Source organism: Dendronalium phyllosphericum CENA369 (genome assembly GCF_016056275.1).
In the GTDB taxonomy this organism is placed as follows: Bacteria; Cyanobacteriota; Cyanobacteriia; order Cyanobacteriales; family Nostocaceae; genus Dendronalium; species Dendronalium phyllosphericum.
This window is the reverse complement of the sequence record NZ_JAECZA010000019.1, coordinates 20233-33928: the sequence shown is the minus strand read 5'-3', so window position 1 is coordinate 33928 and position 13696 is coordinate 20233. Positions and strand designations below refer to the sequence as shown.

The 13696-nt window shown below is 42.2% G+C and carries 11 protein-coding genes; 4 read left to right on the top strand and 7 right to left on the bottom strand.

The features are described from left to right. Window positions 1–9 precede the first annotated feature (9 nt). The 3 genes from I8752_RS07340 to I8752_RS07330 form a co-directional block, all read right to left on the bottom strand. Complete coding sequence (locus I8752_RS07340) at window positions 10–1032, bottom strand: zinc-dependent alcohol dehydrogenase (RefSeq protein WP_214431656.1); 1023 nt, start codon at window positions 1030–1032, stop codon at window positions 10–12. A 206-nt stretch (window positions 1033–1238) separates the two neighbouring features. Beyond that, window positions 1239–1424: a hypothetical protein gene (locus tag I8752_RS07335; RefSeq protein ID WP_214431655.1), complete on the bottom strand. Its 186-nt coding sequence runs from the start codon at window positions 1422–1424 to the stop codon at window positions 1239–1241. A 54-nt stretch (window positions 1425–1478) separates the two neighbouring features. Further along, a complete protein-coding gene (locus I8752_RS07330) occupies window positions 1479–2546 on the bottom strand; it encodes a glycosyltransferase family 4 protein (protein WP_214431654.1) in 1068 nt (355 codons plus the stop codon). Between the two features lie 455 nt (window positions 2547–3001). Between I8752_RS07330 and xth the strand changes: the two genes are divergently transcribed. The 3 genes from xth to I8752_RS07315 all read left to right on the top strand — a co-directional run bounded on the left by xth (window position 3002) and on the right by I8752_RS07315 (window position 6450). Then, the gene (gene xth, locus I8752_RS07325; protein WP_214431653.1) at window positions 3002–3790 is read left to right on the top strand and encodes an exodeoxyribonuclease III; all 789 of its coding nucleotides are present in this window, start codon (window positions 3002–3004) and stop codon (window positions 3788–3790) included. Window positions 3791–3950: 160 nt separating this feature from the next. Then, window positions 3951–4826, top strand: a complete 876-nt coding sequence (locus I8752_RS07320; protein ID WP_214431652.1) for an SDR family oxidoreductase — start codon at window positions 3951–3953, stop codon at window positions 4824–4826. 127 nt (window positions 4827–4953) lie between these two features. Continuing rightward, complete coding sequence (locus I8752_RS07315; RefSeq protein ID WP_214431651.1) at window positions 4954–6450, top strand: HlyD family efflux transporter periplasmic adaptor subunit; 1497 nt, start codon at window positions 4954–4956, stop codon at window positions 6448–6450. Between the two features lie 229 nt (window positions 6451–6679). On the opposite strand, the gene I8752_RS07310 is transcribed toward I8752_RS07315, so the two are convergent. From I8752_RS07310 to I8752_RS07300, 3 genes are all read right to left on the bottom strand, one after another. Next, window positions 6680–8164, bottom strand: a complete 1485-nt coding sequence (locus tag I8752_RS07310) for a S8 family peptidase (RefSeq protein ID WP_214431650.1) — start codon at window positions 8162–8164, stop codon at window positions 6680–6682. 617 nt (window positions 8165–8781) lie between these two features. Next, window positions 8782–10137 carry a glutathione-disulfide reductase gene (gor, locus tag I8752_RS07305; protein WP_214431649.1) on the bottom strand — a complete coding sequence of 452 codons (1356 nt, stop codon included), beginning with the start codon at window positions 10135–10137 and terminating at the stop codon, window positions 8782–8784. 86 nt (window positions 10138–10223) lie between these two features. Then, on the bottom strand, window positions 10224–10772 hold the full coding sequence (locus I8752_RS07300; RefSeq protein ID WP_214431648.1) for a peroxiredoxin: 549 nt from the start codon (window positions 10770–10772) through the stop codon (window positions 10224–10226). 211 nt (window positions 10773–10983) lie between these two features. Between I8752_RS07300 and I8752_RS07295 the strand changes: the two genes are divergently transcribed. Further along, window positions 10984–11406 (top strand): Fur family transcriptional regulator, encoded by a 423-nt coding sequence (locus I8752_RS07295; protein WP_214431647.1) that lies wholly within the window; start codon window positions 10984–10986, stop codon window positions 11404–11406. Between the two features lie 13 nt (window positions 11407–11419). On the opposite strand, the gene I8752_RS07290 is transcribed toward I8752_RS07295, so the two are convergent. Continuing rightward, window positions 11420–13696, bottom strand: coding sequence for a hybrid sensor histidine kinase/response regulator (locus I8752_RS07290; RefSeq protein ID WP_214431646.1), 2277 nt, complete (start codon window positions 13694–13696; stop codon window positions 11420–11422).

The window sequence follows — 13696 nt, the reverse complement described above, 5'->3', positions numbered from 1 at the left end:
ACATAGGAATTAAGGAATCAGCGCTACCTTAATTACTTTCCGCGCTTTCATATCACAAAATACCTGTTCCAAATCTTTCAAAGGTCGCTGTTCGGTGATGAGTAATTCAAAAGGTATTTTACGACTAGCTATGAGTGCAAGTGCAGCCCGCACATACTCCGGTGTATTGTGAAACACACCTTTGAGGGTAAGTTCGCTGTAATGTAGCTGTTCTGTGTTGACTGTAATAGCCGTATCTCTCGGACAGCCACCAAATAAATTGACGGTAGCACCAGGACGGGCAGTTGCGATCGCAGTTTCCCAAACGCTAGGCACACCAGTTGCTTCAATTACGACATCTGCACCCCAACCTTGGGTAAGTTCTTTTACTGTACCGGGAATATCTGAGACTTGATGATAATTAAAGGTCTGGGATGCACCGAGTTTCTTGGCAATTTCTAGTCTGCGATCGCTACCTCCCCACAGCAATACTTCAGCAGTATTTACCAAAGTAGCCACAAACATCAGCCCAATCGCCCCATCTCCTAACACGACTACTTTATCTTTGGGTTTAACGTTGGAACGCGCTACCCCATGCAACACACAAGCTAAAGGTTCCGTCATCGCTGCCAATTCAAAGGGCAATTCATCGGGAATTCGCAACAAATTATGCTGTACTATTGCTGCGGGAATTTTCAGGTATTCGGCAAAAGTGCCGTTATTCCATGTCAGATTTGGACACAGTGAATATTCTTGGCGCTGACAAAAAAAGCAATGGTAGCATGGGGCTGAATTATTTGCGACGACGCGATCGCCTATTTGCCAACCTGTAACGCCTGCACCTAAAGCTACAATTTGTCCTGCTGCCTCATGACCAAATAGCGTTGGCGGTTTCAGCATCTTCGCATGACCACCACGCCGCCAGACTTTCAAATCTGTACCACAAGTTGTAGCTGCCCCCACTTGAATAACTACTTCGCCAGTTACGGGAGTAGGATCGGCTACATATTCTAGGCGTAAATCTTCTCGACCATAAAGCAATGCTGCTAACACAGCTTTCGACCTAAATTAATTAGCTCCACCTGATTCTATCAGGTAGAGCTGCAAATAATAAAAACTAAACTGAGGAACTCTAAGAAATAAAAACAACTGCTTCAAGTTGTTAATTATTCACACTCATCAGTTCCAATGATTTGGAAATCTCTTAGTTTTGAGTTTAGAGCCAAAACTGCTTACGCCTTCATCAGTTTAGGGACAATTTAGCTATTCACCGTTGACTGGGGAAGAACTCCTGTATTTCGGGTTTCCACATTAGGTAAGCGATTGACAGTTAAAAGTGGTACTTCTTGTCTGCAAGACAGACAAAACCAATACAGTTCACCATGACGAACATGACGCAGGAGGGAACCACCGCAACACGGGCAATTGTTGGCTCTCATACTCATACTGATTTCCTCCCTGAAAAAGATTATTGTTTAAGACAGAAAAAAATTTGTTAATTAAAGCCGGATTTGAGCGGTATGAATGTAACCGTTTAAATTAATGCGATTTTTGAGAATTTGCTCGTAAACCGCTTCATAATTGCTAACCATTTGGTTAAGGCTAAATTTGTTTTGTACATATTCTCGACAGGTTTGCCGATTGAGTTTCAAAGCAGCAGGAATCATTGCCGCCATTTCTTCATAGCTTTGACAGACAAAACCTGTTTCGCCACGAACAATCACTTCTGGCACAGAACCGAAATTCATGGCTATTACTGGCGTACCAGTTGCCATTGATTCAATCATCACCAAACCAAAAGGTTCTTGCCAGTTAATAGGAAAGAGAGTTATTGCAGCATTGCCCAGAAGTTCAGCTTTTTTGGCATTGTTGATTTCGCCTAAATATTCAATTTGCTGACCATCAATGTGGGGGGCAATCTCTTGTTGAAAAAACTTCGAGTCTGCTGTATCAACTTTTCCTGCCATTTTCAAGCGCCAGCCAGTCTGTTTAGCAATGGCGATCGCATGTTGTGGCCCCTTTTCTGGGGAAAAGCGTCCTAAAAATGCTAAGTATGGCGGTTCTTTTGGTTGAAGCTCAAATGGATAATCTGCTAGCTCAATTCCGTTATAAACTGTGCCAACGTAGTTTAAATTAATTTGCCGCTGGGCGTTACTAATGCTGACGTATGATTGTTTTTGATGGTGGCTAAATACGTAACGGTTATCTTTTGTAAAATTGCCGTGCAGAGTATGTACTGTCGGAGTTGATACCAAACTCGCCAAAGGTAATGCCGCAATCCCTACATGAGAATGGATAATATCGAATTCCGCAGCTTGTTGGTAAACTTGGCTGAGTTCTAGTGTTTCATACGCTGCATACTCTCGAACGTTTTCGTCTAAGCGCAATGCACGCGGATAAACTGCTTCTAAATGAGCCAAGGTTTGAGAATCGCCAGAGGCAAATAAAGTTACCTCATGACCGCGACGAACTAGTTCATCGGTCAAGCGACTCACTACCAGTTCAATTCCTCCATAACTAAGAGGTGGAACTCGTTCCCATAAGGGGGCAACTTGAGCGATTTTCATACAATTGTTTTGGTTCAGCCAATAGAATTATCCTCAAATTTAAGATTGAATATTATCTTAAGAGGACAAAGCATTTGTACTCACTCTTTTGACATTTAAATTAACCTAAATGACTCCTAAGAGTGCAATATCGGTTTACCGTAGTGCTAACCACTAGCAATAAAATTTTAGACGTTTCGCAATAGTCGCATAGCAACTACACTTTTAAAATATAGCCTACGTTTCATTGGTTTCATCTACCTTGGGGATCATAAACCTGTAAAATGTTTTGTAGCATAACTGACAAATTAAAAATTTTGTAGCTAAAACTACTAAAAATCTAGCTGGGATCAATTATTGAGAACGTTAAATTAGGAAAAAAGACGGTAAAAAAGCATCGAACGAACAATCTTAAATAATTCTAAAATTTAAAAATTTTAAATAGCTTATTTATTTGGACTACTAACAATTAACTAATGAAAATTGCTACTTGGAATGTTAATTCGATTCGCACTCGTCTAGAACAGGTTATTGATTGGTTAAGTCAAAATGCCGTTGATGTACTTTGTTTGCAAGAAACAAAAGTTGTAGATACTGATTTTCCGCGATCGCCTTTTGAAAAGCTGGGTTATCACGTTTATTTATCGGGACAAAAGGCTTATAACGGTGTAGCCTTAATCAGTCGCCAACCGTTGGTAGATGTTACTACTGGTTTCACAGCAATTTTGCCAAATCTCGATCCAGAATGGAACGAGCAAAAACGGGTAATTACAGGCGTAATTGATAATATTCGGATTGTGAATCTTTATGTACCAAATGGGGCGGCAGTCGGAAGCGAAAAATACGAATTTAAGCTGCGTTGGTTGACAGTACTGCAAGAGTATTTACGATCGCTTTTATTGTCACAAACTGCCATCTGTGTCTGCGGCGACTTCAACATCGCCTTAGAAGACAAAGATATTCACGAAAAAGTGAATCCAGAAAATCACATTATGGCATCTAAACCAGAGCGGCAAGCCTTAAGAGATATTCTAGAACTAGGATTTGCCGATGCTTTTCGGAAATTCACCACTGAAGGCGGATATTACAGTTGGTGGGACTATCGCGCTGCCGCCTTCCGGCGCAACCTCGGTTGGCGAATCGATCATCACTATCTCACGCCAGTGCTGTACGAGCGTGCTAAAAGTTGCATTATAGATGTCACACCCAGAAAATTGACTCAACCCAGCGATCACACGCCCGTAATTGTCGAATTTGAAATTTGAGATTGAAAATTTTAGATTAGATACTGGGGATTGGCGACTGGGGACTAGGGACTGGGAACTGGGAAGTGAGAACGAAATTTCCCAATATTCTAATACCCAATACCTAATCCCTAATCCCCAATCCCTATCCCTAATCCCTAATCCCTAATCCCTAATTATTATGTTTCTGGTAACTGGAGCCACAGGAGGAATTGGTCGCCGAGTTGTGCGACTCCTACGCCAACAGGAAAAGTCAGTGCGGACTTTTGTCCGCCTCACCTCGTCTTACAGCGAGTTAGAACACAGAGGGGCAGATATCTTCATTGGTGATTTACGTTCAGAAAAAGATATCGAGAAAGCTTGTCAAGGCGTTCAATATATTATCAGCGCTCACGGTTCTGATGGCGATGCTCTATCCTTAGACTACCGCGCCAACATTGAACTTATTGAACAAGCAAAAGCTAACGGAGTACAACATTTCGTATTTATTTCCGTCTTAGGAGCTGACCGAGGGTATGAAGATGCACCCGTTTTCAAAGCCAAACGAGCGGTAGAGCAATATCTACAAGCTAGTGGCTTGAATTACACAATTTTACGCCCAGCTGGATTAGCATCTAACTTACTGCCTTTGGCAGAACGGTTTCGTGAAACGGGATTGTATCTACTCGTGGGCGATCCCAAAAACCGTACCTCAATTGTGAGTACAGATGACTTAGCAAGGATAGTGGTGGATTCAGTGACAGTAGAAGGCGCTCGTAACCAAATATTATCAGTTGGAGGCCCGGAGATTTTATTGCGTGAGGATATTCCCCGGATTTTTAGTCGCGTCTTTAGCAAAGAACCAATAGTAATTAACTCACCACTATTTGTTGTTGATGGCTTACGCAGCGCCCTTGGTTTATTTAATCCCAAAACACAAAAAGCTTTGGGAACCTATCGTACATTGTTATCTAATGAGTTTTTCTGCACAAAAGAGGAGACAGCTAACTTAGAAAGAATTTTTAACTTCAAATTGGAAACCTTGGAAAGTTTTTTACGACGCTATTTAGCAGTTTGAATTAGGGACTGGGGACTAGGGATTAGGGACTAGGAAAGAACTTTTCCAATACCGATTCTCTTATCCGCAATCCCTAATCCCCAATACCTAATCCCCAATATCCAATACCTAACTAATCTAAAATTTTATGAGAAATTCCTTAGTTGCAAACGCTACTCAAGCACGTCAGACAAAAGAGCGATTCTCTAGACCAGAAGACCAACTATCTTACGAATTGGGTAAAGCTGTACAGGAATTGCCGCCGCTGTACACCAGATTGTTAGCGGGAACGATCAGTTTAGTGGTATTTGGAACGATCGCTTGGGCAAATTTCTCACAAATAGATGAAGTTGCGATCGCACCTGGGGAATTAATTGCTTCTACTCAAGTGCGACCAGTAACATCTTTGGGTAATGGGTCAATTTTAGCGGTGAAAGTCAAAGAAGGCGATCGCGTTAATAAAGACCAAATTCTAATTCAACGCGATCCTGACTTGCAACAAACGGATGTTAGCCGCCTCGGCAAAAGTAGCAAGTTGATTCAAGAAGACTTGCAGCGTTTGGATGCAGAACGCACAGGGGCTAAAACCGCTGGTACACAATTGCAAGATGAACTTTTAAGTTCGCGGTTAAAAGACTACCAAGCGCGTCAAGCTGCGGCGGAAGCAGAAGCAAATCGCCAAAAAGCACTCATCGATCAAGCAAAAGTCCGCTTGACGCGGTTACAAGAAAACCAGGGTAATGCCCAAACTAGCTTTGTCAACGCTAAAAATAATTTAGTTAATGCACAAAGTATCCTAGACAAAGTTGAAAGCGGTCTAGCGATCGCTCAAAGTAGAGAAAAAAGTTTACGCACTCTAGTAACTTCTGGTGCTGCACCGAGAGTCGATTACCTCGATGCCCAAGAAAGATTAAATCGTGCCACCACAGAAGTCACCAGGGCACAAGATGAAATAGTCAATGCCCAAAATAAAGTTACAGAAGCTCAAGACAGAGTAGAATCCCTCGCAAAAGATACTGCTGCTCAAGTTCAAGAAATTCGTCAAGCCCAACAAGCTTATCAAGCTGCTTTTAGTCAAGCGCAGCGCATAGCATCCGAGCGTCAAAGTGAAATTTTGACTCAAATTAATAAGCGCAAAGAAGAACTGACTAATGTTACCGGTCAACTAGAGCAGGCGAGAAAGCAGGAAGCAGTAGAAACGATTAAAGCTCCAGTTGCAGGCACAATTTACAAAGTTAAAGCAACTAGAGGCCCGGTGCAAGCAGGTGAAGAACTGCTATCAATTTTGCCAGAAGGCGAAGAAATGTTGCTAGAGGTGAAAGTCCTCAACCGCGATATCGGCTTTATTCGTCAAGGTATGAGGGCAAAGGTAAAAATGGCGACTTTCCCCTTCCAAGAATTTGGCACTGTTGAAGGTGAAGTGGTACAAGTTAGCCCGAATGCAATTGTAGATAAAGAATTAGGTTTAGTTTTCCCTACCAGAATTCGCCTGAGCAAACATTCAATAAATGTGCGCGGTCAGGAGGTTCCATTTACTCCGGGCATGGCTGCTAATGGCGAAATTATCACTCGTAAGAAGTCAATTTTGACATTCATAATCGAGCCTGTAACTCGTCGATTTAGCGAAGCTTTTTCTGTCAGGTAAGCTCAAGCGCATTTACAGAGTTTTTCAGGTAAATGAAGTAGGGGCGCTGTTACGTTCGCCCTTACAATCTTTTGCTCTTAGATGACGAATTGCTCCCACCCTAATGATGCAGAAGTTGAGGTGAATTATCGAAACAATCGAGTCTAAAACCTCGCCTTAAAAGGCGAAAAGTTTTTGGAACGGGGTATAAATCCTCGTTACAAAAACGGCCTCCTGCCTCCTGCCTTCGTTAAATGCGTCCGAACAATTTTTGATACTGCTCTAGCCGATTTTGGATTTGAGTGAACTGATTTAACATTTTGTCAATATCAGTACTGTTCTGATTGTCATCATTTTTGTCATCATCATTTCCTGTATTATTGTTACTGCTTAAAGTACTGTCGTAGTATTGAAATTGCGACCAGCTTTTTGTATTCACCAATGTACTTGTGTTTGTCAGTGTGGAGACATCTTGAAAGCTAGAAGTTGTAGTATTGCTCTCGTTTAAAGATTGGACATTGAAGAAATTTTTAGCTGATGTAGAACTTACTGGTATCTCTGCAATTGCTTGATGCCCGACAGAGCTGATGTTGAATGAGCCAACGTCAGAGGTAGATGTCTGTTGTGTATTGTTTCCTGCCGTTTCTGTGATGATTTGACGCACTTGAGCATCAGTTAAGTTGGGGTTAGCACTTAGCATTAAGGCAACTACACCCGCAACGTGGGGAGTTGCCATAGATGTGCCGCTATAAGTTGCATACTGATTACCTGGAACTGAAGAGTAGATATCGACTCCTGGGGCTGTGACGTAGGCGATTGGATTTGTTCCGGCTCGGTTGGAGAAGTCAGCTAGGTTATTGTTTCTATCCACAGCCCCAACGGCAATTCCCGACTTGTTGGCATAGCGAGCGGGATATTCTGGTGATGATTCGCCGTCATTTCCAGCTGCCATCACAACAATTACTCCTTTACTGCTGGCATATTCGATCGCCGACTTGAGAGTATTGTTAGAATAATAGCCACCCAAGCTAAGGTTAATTACATTTGCTCCATTGTCTACAGCATAATGAATGCCTTTAGCGATCGCACTATAAGAACCGGAACCAGATTCATCCAAAACTTTGACAGGCATAATTTTGGCATCATAGGCAATGCCTGTTACCCCGTAGCCATTATTCTCTCCGGCAATAGTACCAGAAACGTGAGTACCATGACCGTTGTCGTCTAGGGTGTTGTTATTGTTATCTGCGAAGTTCCAGCCTTGGACATCATCAACGTAGCCATTGCCATCATCGTCTATCCCGTTACCAGGAATTTCCTTGGTATTTGTCCAGATATTATCTTTTAAATCCTCGTGATTAGAATCAACTCCAGTATCGATGACAGCAACAACAACACCTTTTCCTGTATATCCATTTGCCCAAGATTCCGGGGCATTAACTAGGTCTGCTCCCCAATTATTCCCACCTAAGTTAGGAACATCAGCAAAAGTATTTTTTCCAGCAGCTTTACTAACTGCTGACCCTGCATTTACCAAACCATAACCATTTGTAGAGTTATAATTTCCGGCGCTTTTAGCTTTAGTAGTAGCGTCACTGTTAGTTCTTGGGTAATAGCTACTGCTAGCGCTCAAGCTATAGTCATCTCGGACATGAAAAGTGTCTGCAGAGGAGATAAAAGTGGTATTTAGCCCGTTATGAGAAAGTAATTTGCTACTAGTGTCATTAATGGGCATAAGTTTTTCTCCTCAATTAAATAAATTATTTTTTGACAGCATTAACTGTTAAAACCTTTTCCCTAAGGTTTTAATGTTGTAATTTGATTCCTTTGCCAATAATTACTATGAAATTCAATAGCAAAATGCTATTTTTCTTACAAAAAATTTCATGGATGCTTTGATTGTTGTGGAACGAAGATTTTACTTAAATTTGGTATTAGTCTTGACAGCAAAAAAATACAGCCAAAAAGCTTAGTTTTGACTGTTATTGTGTGTATTTAAAGATTTTGTTAAACTATTTTACTATCGAGATTAAGCAATGTTTTGCGTTTTTAGTGCTAATCATTTTAATAAGAAAGAATTCAGAAGTCAGAATATAGCGGTTCCCAGTTGTTTGAAATGCATCGGGTTGCATTGTTAATGTATTGGGTTACATTGTTAATGTATTGGGTTGCACTGTTAATGTATCGGGTTGCATTGTTAATGCATGGGGTTGCACTGTTAATGCATTGGGTTGCATTGTTAATGTATCGGGTTGCATTGTTAATGTATCGGGTTGCATTGCCAATGTATCGAGACGCGATGAATCGCGTCTCTACAAATGGGCTATTTGTCACATTCTTTGCCGATCGCAATCATCGCATGGTGACGAATTCTTCGGCAGAAGTCGGATGGATTCCCACGGTGGCATCAAAATTAGCTTTGGTAGCGCCCATCTTCACGGCGATCGCTACTCCCTGAATAATCTCTGCGGAATTGTCTCCAACCATGTGTGCCCCCAGCACCTTATCAGTTTTTTGGTTGACAACTAACTTCATCAAAGTTTTTTCGTCTTTGCCAGCTAAGGTGTAGTACATCGGACGGAAACGACTCCGATAGATTTTCACATCATCGCCATACTTTTCTCTAGCTTCTGCCTCGGTCATACCCACTGTTGCAGCTTCTGGTGTCGAGAAAACTGCTGACGGCACATTTTCATAACTCATGGTGCGAGATTTGTTACCAAATACGGTGTCTGCAAATGCCCGACCTTCATTAATTGCAACTGGAGTTAAGTTAATTTTGTTGGTACAATCTCCCACTGCATAAATATTCTCTTCGGTTGTGCGGCTGTATTTATCAACGACAATAGCACCATCACGGTGTTTAACTTTGGTATTTTCTAAACCTAAGTTGTGGGTATTTGGTTTGCGACCAACCGCAGCTAAACTTACAGCATCAGTCACTACTGTCTCTTCTTTAGCTTTATCATCTTGACTAAGTATGACCTTCGCTCCTTCGGCGGTTTTGTCGATCGCAATCAGTTGGATTTTGTTGAGAATCCGCACCCCGTGATTAATCATTCCCTGCTCGACTTCATCTCGGATATCCTCATCGAAACCGCGCAAAATTTTCTCACCACGAATTACCTGGGTGACTTCGGTTCCCATACCGTTGAGGATACAAGCAAATTCTGTACCGATATAACCTCCACCCAAAATCACCATCCGTTTGGGCTGTTCTTTGAGGTGAAAAATATCATCGGAGGTAATCGCATGTTCTATTCCTAAAATGTTTGGTCGAACGGGATGTCCGCCAACGGCAATCAAAATCTTGTCTGCGGTTACTTGGCGATCGCCAATTACAAGTGTGTGGGCATCAACAAACTTAGCGTATCCCTCCAATAGCTCGACTTTGGAGTTATCCAGCATCTTTTGGTAAATTCCATTCAAGCGAGTCACTTCATTGTTGACTACCGCAATCATCTTTTCCCAATCGAGCGAACTTTTGACCGGACTCCAGCCGTATCCTTGCGCGTCCTCAAATAAGTTAGGAAAATGAGAGGAGTAGACCATTAACTTTTTGGGAACACAACCACGATTGACGCAGGTTCCACCTAGGCGGTCAAACTCAGCAATTCCTACTTTTGCACCATATTCTGCGGCTCGTCTAGCAGTGGCAATACCACCGGAGCCTGCACCAATTACAAATAGGTCGAAATCGAGTTTCATGTCTCCCCCAGGGTTCAAATTTTTAGTAGGAGCGTCCAGTTAGCTGTCCACTCCTACATGTGGATGTGTGAATTATGAAGTGATGATTACGCGGCGATCGCAGTCTTGGCTTCTTTGAGGTAAGCTAGCATGGTGTCTGCATCTGAGACTTCAAACGGATCGATCAGGCAAATATCCTCATGACCTGGCTCAATGAAAAACTTTTCGATTTTGCCGTCATCAACCACCATTGAGTAACGCCAAGAACGCATTCCAAACCCCAGGTTAGATTTGTCAACTAGCATTCCCATTTTGCGGGTAAACTCACCATTACCATCAGGAAGCAAGAAAACATTTTTAGCTCCTTGCTGTTTACCCCATTGGAACATGACAAAGGCATCATTTACAGATATACAAATTACTTCATCAATTCCCAAAGCTTTGAATTCGGGATAGAGTTCTTCATAACGAGGTAAGTGCGAGGTGGAACAAGTAGGAGTAAAAGCCCCAGGCAGTGAAAACACAACTACCCGCTTACCGCCAAAAATTTCTTTAGTGGTAAGGTCTTGCCAACGGTAGGGATTGGGGCCAGGAATAGACTCGTCACGGACGCGGGTTTTGAATACAACGTTGGGAACTCTTTCAATCACAGGCATAATAAACCTCCTAATAAGTGCATTTGTAGGCGATTAATAACATTGGAGCAGCTGTAAACCAGAATAATTCTGATTTAAGAAATATTCAATAGTTATAAATACTCATATTGCTTAAAAGATAAAACTTGAGATAGATTAATTTATAGGAATACTTATAATAAATAAAAGAAATAAAGCCGCGTGAAATATTAAAAGATTACAGCAAGCAAGTATGCAGCAACAAGCAAACGCAATTGTTCAAACTTTAAAGTCTAAAGGTTTGAGGGTGACTCCTCAGCGGTTTGCAGTCTATGCAAATTTGTTATCTCGTGCCGATCACCCTACAGTTGAGCAAATTCTCACCGACCTTAACAAAGATTTTCCAGTTTCATCACAGGCAACAATTTATAGTTCTTTGCAAGCTTTACGAGAAGCGGGTTTAGTGCGCGAGGTTCTCTTAGAGGAAGGGGTTTCTCGCTATGATGCCCATGTTGAACGCCATCATCATTTCTGCTGTCGCCAATGCGGTGCGATTGAAGATATTGCCTGGGATACTTTTCAGTGTGTAGAGTTTAAGAGCCTGCGTCCGGGATTGCGTGGCGAAACTTATGAAGTTACAGTTCAGGGTTTGTGCGATCGCTGTCATGAAGTCTAGAAGCTTCATACTTTTATAGTACCCGCTGTAAAGTCAGTAATAATTCATTGACAGTGTAGGGTTTTGATAAAAAAGTAACGACACCAGCGCGATCGAGTGCCTCTAACTTATTTCTTGACAACAGTCCGCTAGTAGCAACAATTTTTACCTGCGGGTTAATTTTTTTCAAAGTCCGAATCGCAGTTAAGCCATCCAACGAAGGTAGCATTAAATCTATTAGTACGGCATTGATTTTTTCTGCGTGTTTGGCATATAGGGCGATCGCTTCAATGCCATCGCTAGCAATCAGGGTTTGGTATTGGTAAGTTTCCAGCGATGTTTTAGTAATATCTTGAATTGCAGGTTCATCATCCACAACCAAAATCAATTCTCCATGTCCTGTGAGTGGTACTAATTCTTCTGTATAGAGTGTTTCCGTTCCTCCTACAGCTGGTAAGTACACCTGAAAGTAAGTACCACTTCCTACCTCGCTACGCACATCTACAAAACCCCCGTGGCTTTTGATGATACCAATTACAGTAGAAAGTCCCAATCCCGTGCCTTGTCCTACTGGTTTTGTAGTGAAAAATGGCTCGAAAATCCGATCTAAGATTTCCCCAGAAATGCCAACTCCCGTATCTGAGATAGTCATCACCACGTATGGCCCCACGTTAGCTTCCAGGTTCATCCGCGCATAATTTTCATCAATCAAGAGATTTTGGGCAGAAATAGTTAACTTACCACCATTGGGCATGGCATCGCGGGCGTTCACGCATAGGTTCATCAGGACTTGATGGAGTTGGGTGCTATCTCCAGACACCATCCATAATTCATGTGGAACATCGATAGAAACTTCAATAGATTTGGGAAATGTTTCTTTGAGAATCTTGGCAACTTCTACGATTAGGTGTCTCATCTGCAAGGTGATGTGTTTACCTTCCACACCCCGTGCAAACGATAGCACTTGTTTGACCAAATCGGCTCCGCGTCTAGCATTGATTTCTAGAATCTCCAACAGATGCAAAGTCCGCTCATCAGCATGAGGAAATTTGAGTGGTAGGAGTTGCGCTCCTGCCAGAATCGGAGTCAGGATATTATTGAGATCGTGAGCGATGCCGCTAGCTAAAGTTCCGATACTTTCTAGGCGTTGGGCGCGAAACAATTGTGCTTCTAATTGTTTCTTCTCAGTAATATCTGTATCAACACTGAGAATTGATTTTGGTTTTCCCCAGATATCAGATACCAGACTCCAACGGCTAGCAACTAAAATTTCTCTACCAGTTTTAGTAGTTTTAGTTAATTCGCCTTGCCACTTTCCTTTAGTAATGACATTTAACAAAGCGGCTTCGATTTCTGTGGAAGGTTCGTTAAATAACAACTCGCCAATATTTTTGCCACAAGCTTCCTGCGCTTTCCAGCCGTAGAGATTTTCTGCGCCTTTATTCCAAAACAGAATTTGATTTTCTAAATCGCGCACGCAAATAGCATCAGTAGCGACATCTAATAATGCCGCTTGTTCGCGGATTTTTTCTTCAGCCAGCTGGCGATCGCGCAGTGCGGCTTGTCTTTCGCTAATATCAATGCTGGCACAAGTTATACCGACAATTTCTTGTAATTCGTTGCGTAATGGCTCAACAGTCAAATCGTAATAGCGGATTCCTTGGGGAGTGGCGAGCGATACTTCCTCTCTAGTTCCGATGCCGCTAGTTAGTACGCTATGTTTAATAGCAGTAAGACGCTGGGCATCTTTGAGTTGAATCAGATCGAAATCATGCTTGCCCAACATTTCCTCAGCTGTCCATCCAGAAATGGGATTGTAAACCCAGGTATAACGTAACTCCTTGTCTTGGTTAAAAACGAAAATTGGCGAGTTTTTCAGGGCAACTCGAAATCGCTCCTCACTATGTCGCAGCGCATCTTCCACCCGTTGCCGCTCGATTGCATAACGCATGGAACGTACTAGTAAGTCGCCAGTTACTTGTCCTTTGACTAAATAATCCTGTGCTCCTTCCTGCATCGCTCGTAGTGCCAAAGTTTCATCATCTATACCAGTAAGTACAATGATGGGAGTTGCTTTTGCGTAATGTGTTGCCCTGACAAAGGTTTCCATGCCCTGACTATCAGGGAGTGACAGGTCTAACAGCATCACATCGAAGCTATCATTAACTAGGCGATCGAGCGCTTCAGAAAGCCGCTCAACTGGCTGTAACTCTACCCTAGCTGTAGTTACTTCCTTTAAAAACTCTTGCAATAAAAAGACATCGCCAGGGTTGTCTTCAACTAATAAGACTTTAATAAGTTCACCTGCCAT